The sequence below is a fragment of the Microcystis protocystis FBCC-A270 genome (assembly GCF_050500235.1).
GTDB lineage: Bacteria > Cyanobacteriota > Cyanobacteriia > Cyanobacteriales > Microcystaceae > Microcystis > Microcystis ichthyoblabe_A.
In genome coordinates this window covers 4286790-4308088 of sequence record NZ_CP191407.1, presented here as the reverse complement: position 1 = coordinate 4308088, position 21299 = coordinate 4286790, and the positions used below count along the sequence as shown (strand labels likewise).

The window sequence follows — 21299 nt, the reverse complement described above, 5'->3', positions numbered from 1 at the left end:
CTGGGACAGAGCTTCGAGGTCGTCCATAAATTTGTTCAAAGATTATACTGTGAGCATAATTTATTAATATTGAGCCAATCCGTTAATTATAAAAATGATGATTCTCGCAAATGTCATTTGGCCGTCTTTGTATCTGGTTGAACGTATAAACACATGGTGGATAGTTGGAATTAGTCTCCTGATTGAGTTCCTCTGCTTAATATGGCTGACCCAAGAAAAAATATGGAAAGTAGGATTGATGACTCTTGTGATGAACCTCGTTTCTACAGTTGTAGGTATTGTCGGCATCCCTTTGTCTGGTATTGTCTGGGAGTTAATTGCAACTATCACAATCCATCCCCTGTTTCACTGGGGTACATTCAATCCAGTTACTTGGATAGTGAGTTGTATTCTGGCTGCGCTGTTGAATGCAGTTGTTGAGGTTATGAGTCTAATTTGGATTTTTAAGTTTAGGTGGACAGCAAAAATTTTTTGGTGTCTAGTAATTGCTAATGGAATTACTGTTTCAATTGCTTACTGGACTATACTACTTACTCCACCAGGTCCAATGTGAATAAGATAATACAAAACTTTTCTCAGGATTTATTGGCACTTAATGTTAGCGATCTCAAGCTAACACTCCACGGCAGCGGACGGATAGAAGCCGCTTGTGGGGATGCCGAGGTTATCTGCCGCCGCTGCGTTTTGCCGTTAGCCGTAGGGTGCGTTCCCTAATGTGGCTCCTACTGCTCCACTAGCAGTAGGCTAATCTGGATAACACGCTTTTGGGCGTGATATACGGAAAAGTTACAGCAAAAAAGGAGGTTTATTATGGCTGAATGACTAGCAGTTGATGTTTCGAGAACTTACGAATCTGGTATGCTTGGCAAGCGAGGAGACGATAAATTTCCTTGCACTGGAGCAAGAATAACACGGGTGGAATTCCACAAAGAGGTTTCCAAACACCGTATTACTCCCTTTGATGATGGCATAGGACGGGGTGACGCTCACACAAATGATACTGAACTGCCAGATGTTGGAGTTCACTACTGGCTAGATGCAGGAACGAGGCTGAAATACATTTTGAAGGTCTGGGTTGAGGATTAAGGATTTTGTGAATCAGTCGTTAGGGGGCGTTGGTTCCCCTTGCTTTTTTTGTGCGCTACTATGGAATTAAATGATTAAAAGCTAAGACTGCTATGGCACTGGCATCGAATGGACAAACAGCTATAATCCGCACAGAGCGAGGGCTTACAATTGCGGATACTCGTATTACTCTGTATGACGTAATGGATTATCTCAAAGCTCAGTATCCACCCAAGTTTATTCGTGATGCCTTCAATTTTACAGATGCTCAGATTCATGCTGCCCTTTCCTACATTGAAACACATCGAACAGAAGTGGAAGCGGAATATCAGGAGGTTTTAAAGACTGCCGCAGAAACTAAACAATTTTGGGAAGAGAGGAATCGCGAACGTTTTGCTCGGATCGCTGCTACTCCTCCTCGTCCAGGCTATGAAGCGGTTAGAGCTAAACTTCAGGAACGGAGAGCAAAGCGGGAAGCGAAGAAGCAATGATTGTTCTGGCTGATTACAACTTGAATCGGCAGGCAATTCTGATCTCTGGAAGTCTTGTTGTTAGCGGGTTATTAGATCTCGCTCTAATTCGGTTGAGGACATTTGAAGACGTTGGCTTACCCGCAGACAGCAATGATCGAGTAGTTTGGAGATTTGCCCAAACCAACGGGATGCTCTTACTTACGGCAAACCGGAATGCGAAGGGTGAAGACTCGTTGGAACAAGTAATGCGTGAAGAAAATCAACCGACTTCATTTCCGATCATTACGATTGGCGATCCGGATAGGGTCAATGAATCTGACTATCGAGAACGCTGCGTTGAAAGGCTTGTAGAAATTGTGATCGATATCCAAGACTATATGGGGGCTGGTCGGTTGTTTATTCCATAAGGTGATTGGCGCATCATATCTGTTGGTGACACAGCATAACAACCCCAATGCACTCCGACCGACGAAAGGTTATCGGTTAGAGTTCAAGGTTATCTGCGGCGGGTGATTGGGAACGTTAGCCGTAGGGTGCGTTCCCTAATGTGGCTCCTACTGCTCCACCAATAGATTTTTGGGGAACGCACCATGCTAGAGGATTATAAAAATATCCGCCGTCGCACTCCAGCCCATCGTGGCTGAGTTCAACCGTTATCGAGAAAAATAGTTAAATCCCGTCAAATTCCCCTAAAACTTTCACCTCTGGTTCTAACCAGAGGGACCAGCGATCGAACACTTGTTCCTGCACATGACGAATTAAACGCAGAATATCCGAGGCTTTTGCTGAACCAATATTCAGGATAAAATTAGCGTGTAATTCTGATACTTGCGCCCCACCAATTTGATAACCTTTTAATCCTATTCCCTCAATTAAAGCCCCAGCATATTGCGGTTTAGGATTGCGGAAAACACTACCACAACTAGGACGATCATAGGGTTGGGTACTTTTGCGATGGCGTAAATTATGGGTAGTAATTGCCATTATTTCCTCGTGATTATCGGTAGCTTCTAACTGAAATGTGGCTTCGACAACTAAACGTTGATCCCCTTGCAGAGAAGAACTGCGATAACTATAATTTAAATCTTCTTTGCTTAAAGTTTCTAACTGACCATCGGGATTTAATACCAGCGCCCGCACTAATCGATCCGCCACACAGGAGGTATGTGCGCCCGCATTCATCACCACAGCCCCCCCCACCGTCCCGGGGATACCCACCGCCCATTCTAAGCCCCTCCAGCCCCGTTTTGCCGCTCTCCAAGCTATTTTTGGCAGGGGTTCCCCCGCCGCTGCTGTAATCGTAGCAGTTTCGGCATCAAAACAACTCGATCGCAGATGGCGAGTATTGAGGACAAGTCCGGGTAAACCTCGATCGCTGATTAGTAAATTTGAACCAGCCCCCAAAACAGTCAAGAGTAAATCTTGCGATCGCAACCAAGCGAACACTTCTCTTAATTCCTCTAGATTAACTGGTTCGGCATACCATTGCGCTCTTCCCCCCACCCGGTAGGAAGTGAAATCAGCTAGAGAAACAGAGGATTTAATCATAGGGTTTTAGGGGGTTGGGGAGCATTTTCAGTGAACAGTAATCAGTAATCAGTAAACATAATAACTGATAACTGATAACTGATAACTGATAACTGAATCCTATACTCTAACTGCTAATTGTTCGCGGTAAAGAGAGAGCATTTCGGGGATAACTTGATTGAGATTGCCGGCGCCGAGGAACAGAGCCAGATCCCCTGGTTGGAGAATTTCTAACAGGAATTGACCTAAAGAACTCAATTCAGGGTGATAGTAGGCGTTTTTATGGTGTTTTCTCACCTGTTCGACCACTTGCTGCCCGGTGACGTGATCGATATTCACTTCCCCGGCACTATAAATATCCGTTAAGACTACCACATCGGCGGAACTGAAAGCGGAGCCGAATTCCTCCAAAAAGGCAGTGGTGCGACTGTAGCGATGGGGTTGGAAAATGGCGATCGAACGTTGGTACTGTTTGCCTTCTACCTTCAATTTTGCAGCCGCTAACGTGGCCAACAATTCGCTAGGATGATGGGCATAATCATCGATAAAGGTGATGCCGTTTGCCTCTCCCTTGTGTTCAAAACGGCGTTTTGCCCCGGCAAAAGTAGCGATCGCATCGGCAATAACAGCAAATTCTAAACCGAGATAACGTCCGATGGCAACCACTGCCAAAGCATTACTAATATTATGTTGCCCCGGGATTTTCACCTCCATTTGTCCCAGATAACTGCCTTTTTCCCAGACGGAAGCTTTCATCATTCCCTGTTCATAGATAATCTCGCTGACGGTGTAATCCGCACCTTTTTCGGGATCGAGACTATAACTAATTGTCGGACGGAAATGCTCGGCGATCGTGTCACAATCTAAACAAGCGACTAAAATCTGGCACTGATCGGCAAATTCACGGAAAGTATCGATAACTTCGCTTAAATTCTGGTAATGATCGGGGTGATCTAGCTCAATATTAGTGATTACGCCGATTTTTGGGGCGTGCTTGGTTAGGGAACCATCGGACTCATCGGCCTCTGCCACTAAAAAACGACCTTGACCAAGACGAGCGTTACCTTCCCACGCGTCCACCTCACCACCGACAATGATCGTGGGGTCTAATCCCGCTTCTAACAAAACGTAACCGATTAAGCTGCTAGTGGTGGTTTTTCCGTGGGTTCCAGCGACGGCGATACTGTCGTAATCAGCGATTAAAGCCGCTAAAACATCGCTACGGTGAAAAATTGGGTATCTTAAGTCTCTGGCCGCTTGATATTCCTTGTTATGGTCATTAATCGCCGTGGAGCAGATTACTTGCGGAACTGTTTGGCTACTGTTTTGAAGGCCAGGAGAATGAAATAAAGCTAAATTATTTGCCTCTTGACGGTGGAAAATCTGCGCTCCCGCTCCCTGTAGCCGTTGGGTGATATGAGTAGGACGTAAATCGGAGCCAGACACGGGTAAATTGCGTTTGGCTAAGATATAAGCGAGGGCTGACATCCCAATGCCGCCAATACCGATAAAATGGAAAGGTTGGCCGTTAAAATTAACTTTTTTCACTTTTTTCACTCCTCAAACCCACGATTATATAAGTTTTAAACTCGATCGGTAGTAAAGTCAACCTCATGATAGGGGCATTTGAGCAGAATTCCCAAATGTTGCCCAGTCACCTTGCAACATCCTTGACGCAGAATTAAAATTTTTTCTCCCAATTCCTTTTTTTTACTGAGCTTTGCCAAACGTCCCAAAAATCGGTAAAACCCTACACCCTACACCCCACACGCTGCCCCCACGAACCTAATTAGGGCAGCCATTCCAGTAAAATTCCCACGGAGCTATCTTTGCGAGCGCGGGAATTTTGGGCTTGAATATCGGCAGCTAAACGTAAATTAGGGGTAATCGCATAACCAACCGAAAGAGTAGTCAATCCCACCTCGTTATCACCACCGGGGGAGATAAAACTCTGACTGACGGTGATATCTGCTGCCCCCGTGCGAGAAAGGGCTAATTTGAGCTTTAATCCTAAGTTAAGCCCATCGGTGCTGTAATTTCCTGTCTGAATGTAACGATAGCCCACCATGGGAGCCAGATTGACATAATCACCCAAAGGGAGGAGATAGTATTGTAAATTTCCTCCTATTGCCGTCCTTTTGCCGTTAAAAGCCGTCTGATAATCGCCGCTTAGGGTTAAACTGGTTTGACCAAAAAACACATCTTCTACCCCCAAAATCAGGCCACTGGAATTATCGCTAGAAGGAAACTCTGCATATCCCAAGCGGATACGAGTGCGAAAACTGGGATCGCGGCGAATATCTTCGGCGATATCGGGTATTTTTTCTAACCAACGCTCTAAAACCGGGCTTTCTTGCCGAATTTTCGGATCTAAGTCTAAATCCGTTTCTGCCCACACAGCACCACTCGCCCCCCATAATAAACTAAGAGCGATCGCATTTACAGAACAGCAAGAGAGCTTAAACATGATCTGCATTATAATCAAAAAAGATTCAGATTCCCCGCTATTCTTGAGAGGACGGGGGCAGTAGGAGCAGCAATAGTGGTCAGAATATTAAAACTTTCGCAATTAAGTGATGCGGAACGGGCAAAACTTCAGAAAAGAGCCGAGTTAGATATTGATAACGCCCTAAAAGTCGCTCAAACGGTGATAGAAACCATCCGCGAACGGGGGGATGCCGGCGTTGTGGACTATGTGCGGCGTTTTGACTACGAAGGTGCGACGGTAGAAAATATCAAAGTCAGCGAGGCAGAATTTGAGCGGGCTTTTCAGTTAATTGAACCAGAAGTAAAAACCGCCATTGAACAGGCTTTTCGGAATATTCAAGAGGTACATCGTCGCCAAATGCCGGAAGAAATACAACTGGCAGAAATTGAAGCTGGTGTCTTTGCTGGCGAAAAAATCTCTCCTATCCCCAATGTGGGTTTATACGTTCCCCGGGGCCGTGGTGCTTTTCCCTCGATGATGTTAATGTTAGCTATACCAGCAATGGTGGCAGGAGTGGAAAGAGTTGTCGTTTGCACTCCCCCCGATAAACAGGGCAACGTGGAGCCAGTGTCTCTGGTGGCGGCACGCATGGCTGGAGTCAGAGAAATTTATAAGTTAGGGGGCGTACAAGCGATCGCTGCTTTAGCTTTGGGAACAAAAAATATCAAAAGGGTTGACAAAATTACCGGTCCGTGCAGCGTCTATGGGGCGGCGGCCAAGCGGTTACTGTTCGGCACTGTGGATGTGGGTTTGCCGGCAGGTCCTAGTGAGTCGATAGTTTTGGCCGATGAGTCCACCGATGCCCGTTTAGCGGCCTTGGATTTATTAATTGAAGCGGAACACGGGGCGGATTCGGCGGCTTTATTAGTCACTCATTGTGAACAGGTTGCGATCGCTGCTAGTGAATACGCTCAGGAATACCTGCAAAAACTCCCAGATTGGCGACGGGAATTTTGTGAGGCGGGTTTAGCCGCCTATGGGGGCATAATTTTAACCGATAGTTTGCAGCAATCCCTCGATTTTGTCAATGAGTACGCCCCGGAACATCTAGAGCTTTTAGTTAGTAATCCTTTTGCCATTCTGGGCAAGATTAAAAATGCTGGCGAAATTCTCCTAGGAAATCATACTCCTTCCTCTATGGCTACCTACGCCATCGGAGTCAATGCTGTGCTGCCGACGGGAAGTTTTGCCCGTTCCTATTCGGCGGTTTCGGTTTATGATTTTCTCAAGCGCTCCACTTTGGCTTATGTCACCTCCGAAGGCTTTGAAAAGTTAAAAGAAACCACGAAAACTTTAGCCGAGTACGAAGGTTTTCCCGCCCATAAATTAGCAATTCAACACAGGGAATTTTTACTCTAAATAGGGGGAATAGGAAACGGGGAATAACTCTGATTTATTATCCTGTCTCCTATCTGTTACTATGATAAGAGCAGAGAATCAGGCAAGCATTTTATGAAAAAAGTAGTTGTTATTTTAATTCTGGGTTTTCTGAGCGAACAAATATCAATAAAATCACCAATTTCTGGTAATCAAACCCTCAATAATTTAGCCGTAGCTAACAACAATAATCGTCCCACTCCCCAGAAAAAACCTATTCCTTCTCCACAGTTTCGGTGCGATGGTAGAACTCACTGTTCCCAGATGACATCCTGTGCAGAAGCGACTTTTTTCTTGAGAAATTGCCCCAATGTCAAAATGGATGGAGACGGTGATGGAGTTCCCTGTGAAAGTCAATGGTGTGGAAAAAAATCCTCAGAAAAATGTTGGGAAAGTTTTCCAGATAACTAATTTTGTTTCCTCACCCCAATTCTCTCACTTAAAGAATCGGGGTGAAAACAATCAAGAAGCAGTAATCACGGGAGAATTAAGATATTGATAATTCCAGTCCGATTGTTGCCAAACGCGACCATCAAGGGCAATTTGTTCGATTAAACTAGCTAATCGTAAAGCTTTTAAAGCTTGTTCCCCACCGACAGAAGGTTGGTCCCCACCGCGCACACAATGAACAAAATGTTCTAATTCCGCGTGTAGAGGTTCAATATTGCTAGTATAAACCTTTTCAATTAAACCATCTTGACGGTAGAGAACTTGACCGTAATCGGTGCTATAGTTAGCGGTGGTTTGCCGGTGAATGAGGATTTCATTATTGAGAAAATCCGCTTCCGTGAGAGAATTTTTACAGTGGGCTGCTAAACGACGAATCTTGCGATGAGTCACCTTACTAGCGGTTAAATTAGCCACTACTCCATTACTAAAACCAAGGGTTGCAGTGACATAATCGAGATAACCGGAATCAGTGGCAGCGCGACTACCACTAGCGGTTAATTTCACCACAGGAGCGGCGACTAATTCTAAAATTAAATCTATATCGTGGATCATTAAATCTAACACCACCGACACATCATTAGCGCGCTGGGAATAGGGACTCATGCGATGGGATTCAATCGCTAAAATCTCCTCGGTTTTCAAGACCTTCGATAACTCTTGGAAAGCGGGATTAAAACGCTCGATATGACCCACTTGCAGAATACAATCATGATCTGCTGCCGCGTTGACTAAAGATTCCGCTTCACTAATACTAGCGGCGATCGGTTTCTCGATCAAGGTATGTACTCCCGCTTGCAGACAGTCCATCCCGACTCGATGGTGTAACCGCGTGGGGACAGCGAGACAAACCGCATCTACCCTAGGTAAGAGATCTAAATAATTTTCAAAAAAACGGACTCGGTATTTACTGGCAGTTTCCAGACCCTTTTCGACGTTGACATCGGCCACCCCGACGAATTCCACGTCTTTTAATAAACTCAGGATGCGACTATGGTGTTGTCCCATGTTACCGACCCCGATAACCCCGACTTTAATCGGTTTGAGTTGATTTCTATTACCCGGAAAGTTTGCTGGTTGATTGGACATGAATTTTAGACTCCTGTGTTCACACTCCCCACACCACTTGATTAAATTAATCAAGCTGATTTTGTCCATTAATTACCAAGATGGTATCATGGTTATCCAGATTCTGACACGATGTCGGTGTCAATGGGGGTTCTGAGAAGATTTTCTGATTCCATCTGGCGATTTTCACTCCCAAATGCTTATCAAAACATCGTCCCTGAGTAGCGAGGACTACATTCAGCTAAATTTTAACTATGGACAATTCAACGGATTTTAACTCCTTACGGGGATTAAGTGTTTTTTTGCTAGGAATGATGGGATCTGGCAAATCCACCCTGGGAGAGTTGCTTTCCCGACGGTTACAATATCGTTTTTTTGATACAGATATATTAATAGAAAGGGTCGCGGGAAAGAAAATCAGGGAAATTTTTGCCGACGAGGGAGAAGCGACTTTTCGGGAGTTAGAAACCCAAGTTTTAGCCGAATTATCCTCTCTGACTAAAACTGTGATTGCCACCGGGGGAGGGATGGTTTTAAAACCGATGAATTGGAGTTATCTTCGTCACGGTTTAATGATTTGGTTAGATGTTCCCCTCGAAGTCTTGGTTAAACGTTTAAAACAAGATACCTCTCGTCCCTTGCTTCAGTCCACTGATTTAGAAAGTAAACTGGAATTATTATTAGAACAAAGACGAGGACTTTATGCAGAAGCAGATATTAGGATTGTTGTTTCTGACCTAGATACACCTACTGATATCGTTGAGAAAATTTTAACAGCAATACCGACGGTGATTAAAGATTTTCATCCAGAAAGGGATCATAACTAATGATAGCAGCTTCAATTTTTGATTTACCTGAACTAATTCCCGACCGAGAAATTCTGGAAATTTTAGCTCAAAGTCAGGCTATTCGTCTAGAAAGAATTATTTCCACCGGTCAAACCACTCCCCGGGGTCAATGGTACGATCAATCTGAGTTTGAATGGGTGATTTTATTACAGGGATACGCTGAGATTAGTTATGAAGATGGCAACAAAGTTAATCTGCAAGCGGGGGATTATCTCCTGATTCCTCCTCACCAAAAACATCGCGTCGAATTTACTAGCAATAATCCCCCTTGTATTTGGTTAGCTATCTATTATCGCTAGTAAAATATAGTTCCTGACTATTGCCAGCGATCGAATAAATCGGTTAAAACGATATTAGAAAACAAAAAACCTTCGGGGTCGCTTAATCTTACCCTGGTATCCCCCTCAATTATTACTAGATTACGCTGTTTATGCGGCTCTAAGACCTCTAAAATTGCTTTTTTGATTTCCGGGCCAAAATTAGCTTCAATCGCGGGTAAACTCACCCCTGACCCTAACCTTAACCCTAGCATTAAGGTTTCGAGAAGATCATCGATAAAACTATTTTTCTCCACGTCAATTGGGCAGCCTTCTTTTACCCAAGCGAAATAGTCGCGACTTTTGCGCGGACGGGTAAAACGTTGTTGATGAAGATAACTAGCAGCCCCCATACCAAAGCCATAATAGGGACGATTTTCCCAGTAAACTCGATTATGTCGGCATTGATAACCCGGTTTAGCATAGTTAGAAATCTCGTAATGTTGATAACCTGCTAAAGCTAGTTTTTCACCAGCTAAAACATACATTTTCGCCGTGGTTTCATCATCGGGTAAGGGTTTTTTCCCCGGTTGATACTGTTTACCGAAAGGAGTAACCGCTTCTAAGACCAAATCGTAACAGGAAAGATGGGCCGGTTGCAGTTCGATCGCTTTTTCTAGGGAATTTTCCCAATCTGTGAGGGTTTGTTGTGGCAATCCCGAAATCAAATCCAAACTATAGTTAACTATTCCCAATCCCTGAATTAATTCCACTGCCTGATAGATATCCTTAACGGTATGCGATCGACCAGAAACCTGTAATAATGGTTCTTGAAAAGCCTGTACTCCTAAACTAACCCGATTGACTCCCGCGCTAAGATAACCCTGTAATTGTTCTAAACTAAAGGTAGCTGGATCAATCTCCATAGAAATCTCTATATCGGCTGCAAAATCAAACTTTTTAGCTAAAGTATCCAGAATTGCCCCTAATAATTCCACCGGTAACAGGGAAGGAGTCCCCCCCCCAAAAAAAATTGTTTCTAGGGGTTTCCCCGTCCCCTGACTAAGGCTAATTTCTTCCTGTAATATTTCCACATACTCCACCACAGGGGGAAAAGTCGCCGGATTGGTGCGATTACCGACGACAAAAATCGGGAAATCACAGTAAAAACAGCGCCGACGACAAAAGGGAATATGAATATAAACCGAGGTTACGGGGTGAAAATAGGGCATTATATGAGGAAAAAGGAAAAAAGGGAGTGTGGGGTGTGGGGTGTGGGGTGTGGGGTGTGGGGAGAATAAAGCTGCCTCCTGCCTCCTGCCTCCTACTGTAATTTCGTTTATCTTCGTTAAGATGTATTATGGCTGGGGAGAACATCTCCTAGAATGGAGGCAACTTTCCCGACACAAATTAGGAGAAACCCACAGATATAATAAAAAAGCATCCATACTCATTATTTTTCTATCATCATTCCCCCCTATCCTCTCTGGTATTATACCCATGCTTGATGCTGTCATAATTTTACTATTCGTCTTCGCTGTTGCCAGTATTGGTTATAGTGGTGTTGACTTGCTGCCGGTTACTGTCCAGTCTCAAATCAGCAATATTGAAGCTTTACGCTGGTTATCGGCGGGTTTTGCCTCAATTATTGGTTTAGCTCTTGGTTTAGTTGCCCAAACTACCTATCGTCGTCTAGAAACCCAAGTACGGCAAACTCCGATCGAAGTTATTTTAACCCGTTCGGTCGGTCTAGTTATTGGTTTGTTGATTGCTAATCTGATCCTAGCTCCGATTTTCTTCCTACCGATTCCCAGAGAATTCTCGTTTGTTAAGCCGATAATCGCCATTTTAGGCAGTGTTATGTTTTCCTATCTGGGGGTTAGTTTAGCAGATACCCACGGTCGCACTTTTTTGCGTCTGATTAACCCCAATAGTATGGAATCAATTTTAGTGGCAGAAGGGACCCTACAAGCGGCCGCCACCAAAGTTGTGGACACCAGTTGTATTATCGATGGTCGTATCGAACAATTGTTAGACACGGGATTTATCGAGGGACAGATACTCATCCCCCAATTTATCCTTCAGGAATTGCAACAGTTAGCGGATGGCAGTAACGACCAAAAACGAGTTAGAGGAAGACGCGGATTAGATATCCTAAACCGGATGCAGCAAGAATTCCCCGAGCGCATTATCATTCATCCCGCCGATTATGAGGATATTAGCACCGTAGATGCTAAATTAGTCCATCTTGCCCAAGAAATTAACGCCACCTTGCTCACTAACGATTATAATCTCAGCAAAGTGGCCAATCTGCAAAAAGTCACCATCTTGAATGTCAACGATCTCGCCCAAGCAGTACGCCCGATCTACCTGCCTGGGGATACGTTAGATCTGAAAATTCTCAAAGCAGGAAAAGAACCCACCCAAGGCATCGGTTATCTAGAAGATGGCACGATGGTGGTGGTAGAAGAAGGAAAAGATTATCTAGGGGGAGAATTGCGGGTAGTGGTGACATCTGCACTGCAAACCTCGGCCGGACGGATGATTTTTGCTAAACCCCAAAATTCCCTAATTGCCTAAAGGTAATAAAACCCAAAAAAGCCTCAAATACAGAGCCAGAGGGGATTGTATTTGAGGTATTTTATTTTTTAAGGGAAGTTAAGTCACCAATCGAACTATTTAGGGTTTGCTAAAAAAGTTTTTCCTGGTGGCAGGGTGTGGGGTGTAGGGTGTGGGGTGTGGGGTTTTACCCATTTTCAGGTGGTCAATTACCTAATTTTCAGGGAAAAAGTCCAGGAATTTTCCCCCCAATCACTCCAAAGGTCGGCACTTTTTGAGGGAAAAAAAGTCTAAAAACCTTGTCCAACAAGGTTTTTAGATTTATTCAGCAAACCCTATCTAGTCAATTGATACCTAATTAAGCTGGTTTATTGATTACAGCCATGGACTGACGAGCAAAACCGAAATAACTATCCCAGAATTGTTTCTGACTATCGAGGGCAACTTTGGTGGCGGTTTCTTGGGCGGTTAGGTAGGATTTCACCCATTCTTGTTGATATTCGAGGGATTTAACCAAAGTTTCCGGAAACTCAAACACTGGTGTAGTCGTGGGAAGACCATTACCCCAAGCGGACAGAAGCATTTTCTGCCATTCGGCTAGGTATTTTTGGTATTCCTCAAGATAATTGGTGTTCATAGAAGTCAAACCGCTAACTAGCCCATCTGGAAGGAGATGGTGAGAAAGTGGGGCGGTGTTGCCACCTTCTCGAAAGCAAAAACCGTGACGAGATAAAATATAATATTCTATCCCTTCCTTGATTATAACCTGAGTTTGTGATCAGCCCCAATCTTTATGCGATCGCACTAGGCTGGCCCTATTTTTTGGTGACTCGGAACTAACGCTAAAATAATCCTACTCTAGCCATTTTCTCCCAACTATGATCGATCGCCCTATTCATGTAATTGGTGGAGGATTAGCGGGGACTGAGGCGGCGTGGCAGATAGCCCAAGCCGGTATTCCCGTGATCCTGTACGAAATGCGCCCAATTCGCTCTAGTCCCGCCCACCATAGCCAATTTTTAGCCGAATTAGTCTGTAGTAACTCCTTTGGTGCCATGGCGGTGGATCGCGCTACTGGGTTACTCCATGAAGAATTACGACGCTTAAATTCTCTAGTTATTGCCCAGGCCGATCAGCACAGTGTCCCAGCAGGAGGGGCTTTAGCGGTCGATCGAGGGGTCTTTAGTCGAAATTTGACGGAAATCTTGGCTAACCACCCTCTAGTCACCTTAAAACGTCAGGAGATCACGGAAATTCCCCGGGATGGTATCGTCGTTTTAACCACTGGACCGTTAACCAGTGCTGCTTTAGCCGCAGATCTGCAAAATTTTGCCGGCCTGGACTATCTGAGTTTTTTTGATGCCGCTAGTCCGATTATTCTAGGGGAATCGATCGATCGATCGATCGCTTTTCTGGCCTCCCGTTACGATAAAGGTGAGGCCGCCTATCTCAATTGTCCCATGGATCGGGAACAATACCTGCATTTCTGGCAAGAGTTAAAACAAGCAGAACAAGCGGAATTAAAGGATTTTGAGCGAGAAAATGCCAAATTTTTCGAGGCTTGTCTGCCAATCGAAGAATTAGCCTGTCGGGGAGAGGATACCATGCGTTTTGGTCCCCTGAAACCGGTGGGATTAGCGGATCCCAGATATCCGGATCAACGTCCCTACGCAGTTATACAGTTGCGAATGGAAGATAAAGCGGGGCAATTGTGGAATATGGTGGGATTTCAAACTAATTTAAAATGGGGTGAACAAACACGAGTTTTCCGTCTGATTCCGGGGTTAGAAAAGGCCGAATTTGTCCGTATGGGGGTGATGCACAAAAACACCTTTATTAATTCTCCCCAGTTATTATCCTCCAGTCTCCAGTTTAAATCGCGACCGACGCTATTAGCGGCAGGACAGTTAATCGGCACGGAAGGCTATACGGCTGCGGCTGCTGGGGGATGGTTAGCGGGAACTAATGCCGCTCGTTTAGCTTTAGGATTAGAAACGGTGACATTGCCAACCACAACGATGATGGGGTCATTATTTGAGTTTATCAGCAGTGCCGAACCGAAACATTTTCAACCGATGCCGCCAAATTTTGGCATTTTGCCGAATTTTACCAGAAAAATCCGCAATAAACGGGAACGTTACGGTCAATATGCCGATCGCTCTTTGCAGGATTTAGAAGCATGGATAAATCAGTTAAAAACTCCCTGTCTCGTCTAACTGTCAATCCCTAAATCGATCGCCCATAATAGAGAAGGAACCTATTTCTTTCTCTATCGCTATGCCAAACCCCGATTTTTTCCCTCCCCAATCCTACAGTCAAGAGGATGTGCAGGAAATTCTCTATTTGGCTATCTCCCGTCAAGGGGATAAGGGAGAAATTACCCGTCAACAGTTGTTAGAAATTGCCGACGATTTAGCTATTGAAGTTAAAGACTTAGAAGCGGCGGAAAAGGACTGGCAAGAGTCAAAAATGCTCAGTTATAAACGGCAAGAATTCGATCGCTTTCGTCGCGAGGAGCTAAAAAATAAAACCGTTCGCTATCTGATTATTAATAGTTTTTTTATTATCATTAATTTAATTAGTTCGGGAACAATTTCTTGGGCAATTTATATCTTTTTGCTGATGGGTTTACCTCTTTCCCTTTCTGCTTGGAAAACTTTTCAAAATCAAGGAATTGCCTACGAAGAGGCATTTAAACGCTGGAAAATTAAGGAGGAAATGAAAGAGTCTTTTACCAATCTTTGGACACAAGTTAAAAAGTTTTTACAGTTTTAATAGTGTTGCCAAATTAAGCCTTTTTTGTTTTTGTGAACCACAGAGACACAAAGGACACAAAGTTGGGCTTTTCACAACTACTTAGGGTCTGCTGAAAAAGTACGGGCGAAGCATTCGGATAGAAAATCTACGGTTTCACCGATAGGTTATTGCCCGAATGCTTCGCCCCTACAGGACGCGGGCCGATAAAGACGCAAGGTTTTGAACGACGATTCTCTCAAAATCTTGCACCTGTTTCGGGAGAAAAGCCCCAAAACCCTTACTTTGCCTACATTTCACATTTATTCAGCAAACCCTACTTACTGTCATCAAAAATATCTAACTGCTGCAGAGAGGGGGAATTATCCGACTTAACCGGTTTAATTTTCTTAATTCCTTGACGCAAACCGATCGCAATTTTACTATGTTTTTCGATTTGACCCATCACCTGCATGGCACGATCGATCACAGAAGTTGGTAAACCGGCTAATCTCCCCGCTTCGATACCATAGGATTTATCCGCACCTCCCGGTCGTACTTGGTGCAAAAATACTATCTCATGGGGTAATTCTTTGACCGTTACCTGATAATTAGCCACATTCTCTAAAATTGAGGCTAATTCGTTCAGTTCGTGGTAGTGAGTGGCGAAAATCGTCCGCGATTGCAGTACCGTGGCTAAATACTCGGCCACAGACCAAGCTATGGATAAACCGTCAAAAGTGGCTGTCCCCCGGCCAATTTCGTCTAATAATACTAATGATCTGTCTGTGGCGTGATTGAGAATATTGGCAGTTTCGTTCATTTCCACCATAAAGGTGGATTGGCCGGTAGCGAGGTCATCCACAGCCCCCACCCGGGTGAAAATGCGATCGCAGATGGAGATTTTGGCCGACTTTGCCGGGACAAAACTACCAGTTTGGGCCAACAATTGAATTAATCCCACCTGTCGCAGATAACAACTTTTGCCACTAGCATTGGGACCGGTGAGAATAATCAAGTCGGGGTATTCTAAACCCTCCTGATTGCCCAAATTAATCGAATTCGGCACAAAAAAGCCGGCCCCAAGGGATTGTTCCACCACGGGATGACGACCATCTTTAATATCGATAAGACGACCATCCGCGATTTCCGGGCGACAATATCCCTGATAAACGGCGATTTCTGCCAATGCTGCCAACACATCCAAAGCGGCGACTTTTGTGGCTACTTCCCGGATTTCTGGGGAAAATTCGGCCACTTGACGGCGTAAATCGCTAAAAATCTCGTATTCTAGGTTATTTAATTCATCTACTGCCGTCAGAATTATATTTTCTTTCTCCTTTAACTCGGTGGTGATATAACGTTCCTCATTGACTAAAGTTTGCTTACGCACATACTCTTTTGGGGCGAAATCGGCTTTACTGCGGGGTAAACTGATATAATAACCGAAAGTTTTGTTATAATTAACCTTAAGGTTACTGATACCCGTTCTTTCTTTTTCTGTCGTCTCCAGATTCTTAAACCAATCGATTACTTCCTGATAGTCGCGCCGCAGGGCATCCAATTGGGCATCAATTCCCTGGCGAATCACCCCCCCTTCCTTCAGATGCAGCGGGGGAGATTCCACCAGATGCGCTATCACCTGCTGGCCTAATTTTTCTAAATCGGCGGGAATTTGCTGTAAAGCTTTCAAATAGGGCGAATTTCCCGAAGCAACCAAAGCCGCTAAATCGGCTAATTTGACTAAAGATGCCGCTAGGGAAAGTAAATCGCGGGCATTAGCGGTTCCTGCACCTACACGACCGCTTAAACGTTCTATATCGTAGATTTCCCCTAATTTTTGCCGAATATCTTGGCGCAGGGAGGGATTATCCTTTAACTCTTGGATAGTATCTTGACGGGCGCGAATACCGCGAGAATCTAAGAGAGGTTGCAGTAACCAACGACGTAAAGCGCGACTACCCATGGCCGTGCAAGTGCGATCAATCGCCCATAATAGAGAACCATAGAAGCTACCATCGCGCACCGTTTGGGTAATTTCAAGGTTGCGACGGGTTTGCCCATCTAAAATCAAAAATTCCGAGATAGAGTAGGTTTTTAAAGGTTGTAGGGGGACTTGATTGGCTTTTTGGGTATCTTCAATGTATTCTAATAGGCCTCCGGCTGCGCGAATGGCGAGGGGTAAATGTTCGCAGCCCATCCCCTCTAGGGAACGCATTTTATAGGTGATTAGGAGACGATTTTTCGCTTCTGTGAGAGTAAAGATATTTTGGGGACGGAGAGAATAACAAAAACTATCGGGTAAACAGGGGGGGAGATGGTCGGATTTTTCCCCGGGGCGCAAAATACGGTTTAAATCGGGGGCATTGATGGGAAAAAGGATTTCTGAGGGCTGTAAACGGGTTAATTCTAGGCTTAAAGCCGTTAAATCGCTGGCTTGGGTGGTGTAGAATTCTCCGGTGGAGATGTCTGCATAGGCTAATCCCCAATTTTCTCCGGTTATAACCACAGCAGCTAGAAAATTATTCTTTTTTGCGTTTAACATTCCCTCATCGGTGAGGGTTCCGGGGGTGAGCAGTTTGGTGATAGCGCGTTCTACGAGTCGTTTTTCGGCGGCTGCTTCCGTTGAATCCTCTACTTGGTCACAAATCGCCACTGCATAGCCTTTTTCCACCAATAAACGACTATAGCGCTCTAGGGCGTGGTGGGGAACCCCGGTCATGGCGACTCTCCCAATCCCTTTACCCCCTTCCTTGCTGGTGAGAACTAATTCTAATTCTCTGGAGATAATCACCGCGTCCTGAAAGAAACACTCGAAAAAATCGCCCACACGATACAGTAAAAGGGCATTGGGATAGGTTTCTTTTACCTCCACATAATGCTGGTACATGGGGGTGAGTTTATCGCGATCGAGTCCGCGATAATCACGATGGGGATCTTTATTGGTAGCCGGTGGTTCTAGGGGAAAATCCGAGGGGAGAGTCATGGGTGAAGGAAAGCTGGACAATTCTTTATTCAATTTACCGCTCTTGAGAACCTACGATCAAAGAATCCCAATAGCCTAAGCTGCTGGTTCGCGTTATTCAATCCAGGGATTAATATCTGAGCTATCTGGGGGGATTTGACATTATTCCCCGTCCGAGAATTATATTTTTGTTAATAACAGTTATTTTTAAGGGGTGGGCTGCACTCTTTTAGTATAGACTTCGGCGGGATTAATTGAGGTGGTTATATCTTCTAAATCGAATTTTCGCAGGGTTTTATCTTTGGTATTGACCTGATAAACCAAACGATTAGTGATATCTAATCCGGTTAACCAATTACTGTGGGGATGATAGGCTCCCGTGTCGATATCTAACCAACCGGCACCGGCGACTAATTGCCCCGGACTTACCTCCGGAAAAGTAAAGGTAATCGTGTGGCCAGTGATAATTAATTTATCACTAAAAAAAGGTTCCGGCATACTGTGGAATTCATCGCGGATCCAACAAAAATGAGTAGCATCTTGTTCTTCTAGGGGTAAATGGGGATAAACACCGGCATGAACCAGCCAAATATCGCCTAAATCGAGGTAAAGAGGCAAGGTTTTCAGCCAATCAATGTGATCTTGCGGTATTTTGTGGTTATAGCTAAAAAGAGTATTATTACCGCCATTATAAAGCCAACCTGGCAACATTTCCCCCATCATTCCTTGGCTGCCCAACACTTCTAGCAGCATCTGTTCATGATTGTCCAATAGACAACCATAGCGGTGTTGACAAACAAATTCGACTACTTCGGCGCTATTAAGACCACGATCAATTAAATCGCCCAAGAAATAAACCGGTTCCTTTTCTTGAGGCGCGATTGCTTCCATTAGCTGCAAAAGAGCATCGTATTGACCGTGAACGTCACCGATGATGATTCGACGGGAGGACATGGTGGTAGAAGTTGGGTATCTGTGTTATTGTCCCCGGAGCGGGACTAACTCTAATATGCGCTCCGGCGCTCCCCACTTCCCCACCGCCAATCCCTCTAAATGTTAAGTTAAGTATCGAAGAGCGTCCGTTTCATCACCCAGTAGTAATATAATCACTGAGTTATCAACTTTGATCCTTAAGTATGACTGCATTCACCACAACCCCCACCCTTGCTAATTTGCCCGCCAGTGACAGCCGTAGCCGTGTCAGTGAATTTATGAAATCCCTACAGGATGAAATTTGTCAGGGATTAGAAGAAGTGGATGGACAAGCAAAATTTATCGAAGATAGTTGGCAACGGCCTGAAGGTGGCGGCGGACGTTCGCGAGTTTTGCGGGAAGGGGCAATTTTTGAACAAGCAGGGGTGAATTTTTCGGAAGTTTGGGGGAAAGAATTACCTCCTAGCATTGCCAAACAACGGCCCGAGGCTGCCGGTCATCAATTTTACGCCACGGGAACCTCGATGGTTTTGCATCCTCGCAATCCTTATATTCCTACGGTTCACCTCAATTATCGCTATTTTGAAGCCGGTCCAGTTTGGTGGTTTGGCGGTGGTGCCGATTTAACTCCCTACTATGGCTTTGAAGAAGATGCTAGTCATTTTCACCGCACTTTTAAACAGGTTTGCGACCAACATCATCCCGAATATTATCCCGTTTTTAAACGCTGGTGTGATGAATATTTTTATCTCAATCATCGTCAGGAAGCCAGAGGCATCGGTGGGATTTTCTTTGATTACCAAGACGGTTTAGACCCTCTCTATCGCGGTCCTTTTGCCGAAAGTGATGCCGCTATCTATTCAGAAAAATTATCTCCCCAACAACCGCGCAACTGGGAAGAAATTTTTAGTTTCATTAATGACTGTGGCCGAGCTTTTCTACCCGCTTACGTTCCCATTGTCCAGAAACGGCACTCGACGGAATACGGTGACAGAGAACGTCAGTTTCAACTCTATCGTCGCGGTCGTTATGTAGAATTTAATTTAGTTTATGATCGTGGCACAATTTTTGGGTTGCAAACTAACGGTCGTACCGAATCAATTTTGATGTCTTTACCTCCTTTAGTCCGTTGGGAATACTGTTATCAACCTGCACCCAATACCCCAGAAGCAAAACTCTATGATGTCTTCCTAAAACCACAAGATTGGGTTAATTGGCAAGGTTAAATCAGTTATCAGTTATCAGTTATCAGTTATCAGTTATCAGTTATCAGTTATCAGTTATCAGTTATCAGTTATCAGTTATCAGTTATCAGTTATCAGTTATCAGTTATCAGTTATCAGTTATCAGTTATCAGTTATCAGTTATCAGTTATCAGTTTACCGTTCACTGAAAATACTTCCCAATTCATAATTCATAATTCATAATTCCCTCTCCCTTCTCTTTTTCTGGTTATCTGTCATTTGTCAAGTAAATAAATCTAAAAATTTTGGCTAATTTTTGGACACCTCTCCATACTCGTCTGGAAACCACAGTCAAAAAGGGACAATTACTACCTAAAAATGCGTCTCTATTAGTGGCATTGTCGGCGGGTCAGGATTCCCTCTGTTTAGGTCAATTATTGCTGGATTTGCGCCCTCGTTGGGGTTGGCAACTAGCGATCGCTCATTGTGATCACCGTTGGTCCTCCGACCGAGGATTAGTCACTCATGTGCGGGAAATCGCCGAAATTTGGCAATTACCTGTTTATATTACCACCGCACCCCCCATGGCGGAAACGGAAGCCAAGGCCCGACAATGGCGTTATCAAGCTTTACAAACAATCGCCCAAGAACAGGGTTTTAATTATCTTCTCACGGCACACACGAGGAGCGATCGAGCGGAAACTTTCCTTTATAATCTCATGCGCGGGGCGGGTAGTGATGGACTTTCTGCCTTAACTTGGTTGACAAGTTTAACCCCAGATATTTTTTTAGTCCGTCCCCTCTTAAATGTTACTCGCGGGGAAACTTTCGCTTTTTGTCAAAGTCGAGAATTACCGATCTGGTACGATCGAGCTAATGAAAATTTACGCTATGCTCGCAATCGTATCCGTCTGGAATTATTACCCTACCTGCAAACTAATTTAAACCCCCAAATTGAAAAACATCTCGCCCAAACTGCCGAAATTTTGGAAGCAGAAAGCGATTATTTAGATAGTATTGCCCGGGATATTTTTCGTCAGGTTATCGATCTAGATCAACAAAGACTCGATCGCTCGCCTTTACAAATTCTACCTCTAGCGATACAAAGACGAGTGATTCGTTTATTTTTGGCTCAATATTTACCCTCATCCCCTAATTTTGCCGAAGTTGAGTCAGTGGTTAATCTTATTACTGGTGTTAATCGCGATGCCACTTCCTCCTTAACCGGCAAAATTCGGGTAGAAGTACAACAAAATTGGCTACATATCAGTTATCAGTGATCAGTTATCAGTTATCAGTTATCAGTGATCAGATTACAGGGTTCTCTTATTCTTTGTGTGATCAGTTTAACTTACTATATAAGCGATCAATCTTT

The 21299-nt window shown here is 44.4% G+C and carries 21 protein-coding genes; 13 read left to right on the top strand and 8 right to left on the bottom strand.

Going from position 1 to position 21299, the window contains the following annotated elements:
* Positions 1–94: 94 nt before the first annotated feature.
* The 4 genes from ACQY1X_RS21065 to ACQY1X_RS21050 all read left to right on the top strand — a co-directional run bounded on the left by ACQY1X_RS21065 (position 95) and on the right by ACQY1X_RS21050 (position 1945).
* A complete protein-coding gene (locus ACQY1X_RS21065) occupies positions 95–553 on the top strand; it encodes a hypothetical protein (protein ID WP_185237914.1) in 459 nt (152 codons plus the stop codon).
* Positions 550–714, top strand: coding sequence for a hypothetical protein (locus tag ACQY1X_RS21060; RefSeq protein ID WP_185237913.1), 165 nt, complete (start codon positions 550–552; stop codon positions 712–714). The genes ACQY1X_RS21065 and ACQY1X_RS21060 overlap by 4 nt, the downstream gene beginning before the upstream one ends.
* 464 nt (positions 715–1178) lie before the next feature.
* Positions 1179–1556, top strand: coding sequence for a DUF433 domain-containing protein (locus tag ACQY1X_RS21055; protein ID WP_016514527.1), 378 nt, complete (start codon positions 1179–1181; stop codon positions 1554–1556).
* The gene (locus ACQY1X_RS21050; RefSeq protein WP_002791850.1) at positions 1553–1945 is read left to right on the top strand and encodes a hypothetical protein; all 393 of its coding nucleotides are present in this window, start codon (positions 1553–1555) and stop codon (positions 1943–1945) included. The genes ACQY1X_RS21055 and ACQY1X_RS21050 overlap by 4 nt, the downstream gene beginning before the upstream one ends.
* Positions 1946–2207: 262 nt before the next feature.
* Here the strand turns inward: ACQY1X_RS21050 and murB are convergent, their stop codons facing one another.
* The 3 genes from murB to ACQY1X_RS21035 form a co-directional block, all read right to left on the bottom strand.
* Positions 2208–3086 (bottom strand): UDP-N-acetylmuramate dehydrogenase, encoded by an 879-nt coding sequence (gene murB, locus ACQY1X_RS21045; protein ID WP_430013498.1) that lies wholly within the window; start codon positions 3084–3086, stop codon positions 2208–2210.
* Positions 3087–3185: 99 nt separating this feature from the next.
* Complete coding sequence (murC, locus tag ACQY1X_RS21040) at positions 3186–4613, bottom strand: UDP-N-acetylmuramate--L-alanine ligase (protein WP_430013497.1); 1428 nt, start codon at positions 4611–4613, stop codon at positions 3186–3188.
* Between the two features lie 241 nt (positions 4614–4854).
* Complete coding sequence (locus ACQY1X_RS21035) at positions 4855–5541, bottom strand: hypothetical protein (RefSeq protein ID WP_430013496.1); 687 nt, start codon at positions 5539–5541, stop codon at positions 4855–4857.
* 66 nt (positions 5542–5607) lie between these two features.
* Between ACQY1X_RS21035 and hisD the strand changes: the two genes are divergently transcribed.
* Positions 5608–6912: a histidinol dehydrogenase gene (gene hisD / locus ACQY1X_RS21030; protein ID WP_287233138.1), complete on the top strand. Its 1305-nt coding sequence runs from the start codon at positions 5608–5610 to the stop codon at positions 6910–6912.
* Positions 6913–7005: 93 nt separating this feature from the next.
* Entirely contained in the window at positions 7006–7341 is a 336-nt protein-coding gene (locus tag ACQY1X_RS21025) for an excalibur calcium-binding domain-containing protein (protein ID WP_430015105.1), read from the top strand.
* 51 nt (positions 7342–7392) lie between these two features.
* Here the strand turns inward: ACQY1X_RS21025 and ACQY1X_RS21020 are convergent, their stop codons facing one another.
* Positions 7393–8466, bottom strand: coding sequence for a Gfo/Idh/MocA family protein (locus ACQY1X_RS21020; RefSeq protein ID WP_002737757.1), 1074 nt, complete (start codon positions 8464–8466; stop codon positions 7393–7395).
* Between the two features lie 233 nt (positions 8467–8699).
* Between ACQY1X_RS21020 and ACQY1X_RS21015 the strand changes: the two genes are divergently transcribed.
* The gene (locus tag ACQY1X_RS21015; RefSeq protein WP_016514518.1) at positions 8700–9272 is read left to right on the top strand and encodes a shikimate kinase; all 573 of its coding nucleotides are present in this window, start codon (positions 8700–8702) and stop codon (positions 9270–9272) included.
* Positions 9272–9592, top strand: a complete 321-nt coding sequence (locus tag ACQY1X_RS21010) for a cupin domain-containing protein (protein ID WP_002778598.1) — start codon at positions 9272–9274, stop codon at positions 9590–9592. The genes ACQY1X_RS21015 and ACQY1X_RS21010 overlap by 1 nt, the downstream gene beginning before the upstream one ends.
* Before the next feature lie 17 nt (positions 9593–9609).
* Here the strand turns inward: ACQY1X_RS21010 and hemW are convergent, their stop codons facing one another.
* Complete coding sequence (gene hemW / locus ACQY1X_RS21005) at positions 9610–10782, bottom strand: radical SAM family heme chaperone HemW (protein WP_430015104.1); 1173 nt, start codon at positions 10780–10782, stop codon at positions 9610–9612.
* A 268-nt stretch (positions 10783–11050) separates the two neighbouring features.
* Here hemW and ACQY1X_RS21000 point away from each other — a divergent pair, with 268 nt between their 5' ends.
* Positions 11051–12130: a PIN/TRAM domain-containing protein gene (locus ACQY1X_RS21000; RefSeq protein ID WP_130756422.1), complete on the top strand. Its 1080-nt coding sequence runs from the start codon at positions 11051–11053 to the stop codon at positions 12128–12130.
* A gap of 337 nt (positions 12131–12467) precedes the next feature.
* On the opposite strand, the gene ACQY1X_RS20995 is transcribed toward ACQY1X_RS21000, so the two are convergent.
* Positions 12468–12746: a hypothetical protein gene (locus ACQY1X_RS20995; RefSeq protein WP_002736942.1), complete on the bottom strand. Its 279-nt coding sequence runs from the start codon at positions 12744–12746 to the stop codon at positions 12468–12470.
* A gap of 241 nt (positions 12747–12987) precedes the next feature.
* Between ACQY1X_RS20995 and trmFO the strand changes: the two genes are divergently transcribed.
* Complete coding sequence (trmFO, locus tag ACQY1X_RS20990; protein ID WP_287233145.1) at positions 12988–14325, top strand: FADH(2)-oxidizing methylenetetrahydrofolate--tRNA-(uracil(54)-C(5))-methyltransferase TrmFO; 1338 nt, start codon at positions 12988–12990, stop codon at positions 14323–14325.
* Between the two features lie 61 nt (positions 14326–14386).
* Positions 14387–14884, top strand: coding sequence for a 2TM domain-containing protein (locus ACQY1X_RS20985; RefSeq protein ID WP_016514515.1), 498 nt, complete (start codon positions 14387–14389; stop codon positions 14882–14884).
* Positions 14885–15179: 295 nt separating this feature from the next.
* Here the strand turns inward: ACQY1X_RS20985 and mutS are convergent, their stop codons facing one another.
* Both mutS and ACQY1X_RS20975 read right to left on the bottom strand, forming a co-directional pair.
* Positions 15180–17828 (bottom strand): DNA mismatch repair protein MutS, encoded by a 2649-nt coding sequence (mutS, locus tag ACQY1X_RS20980; protein WP_430014704.1) that lies wholly within the window; start codon positions 17826–17828, stop codon positions 15180–15182.
* Between the two features lie 186 nt (positions 17829–18014).
* Positions 18015–18761, bottom strand: coding sequence for a metallophosphoesterase family protein (locus tag ACQY1X_RS20975; RefSeq protein WP_430015103.1), 747 nt, complete (start codon positions 18759–18761; stop codon positions 18015–18017).
* Between the two features lie 182 nt (positions 18762–18943).
* Between ACQY1X_RS20975 and hemF the strand changes: the two genes are divergently transcribed.
* Both hemF and tilS read left to right on the top strand, forming a co-directional pair.
* Positions 18944–19966 carry an oxygen-dependent coproporphyrinogen oxidase gene (gene hemF, locus ACQY1X_RS20970; protein WP_002738246.1) on the top strand — a complete coding sequence of 341 codons (1023 nt, stop codon included), beginning with the start codon at positions 18944–18946 and terminating at the stop codon, positions 19964–19966.
* Positions 19967–20229: 263 nt separating this feature from the next.
* Positions 20230–21204: a tRNA lysidine(34) synthetase TilS gene (gene tilS, locus ACQY1X_RS20965; protein ID WP_430013492.1), complete on the top strand. Its 975-nt coding sequence runs from the start codon at positions 20230–20232 to the stop codon at positions 21202–21204.
* Positions 21205–21299 lie beyond the last annotated feature (95 nt).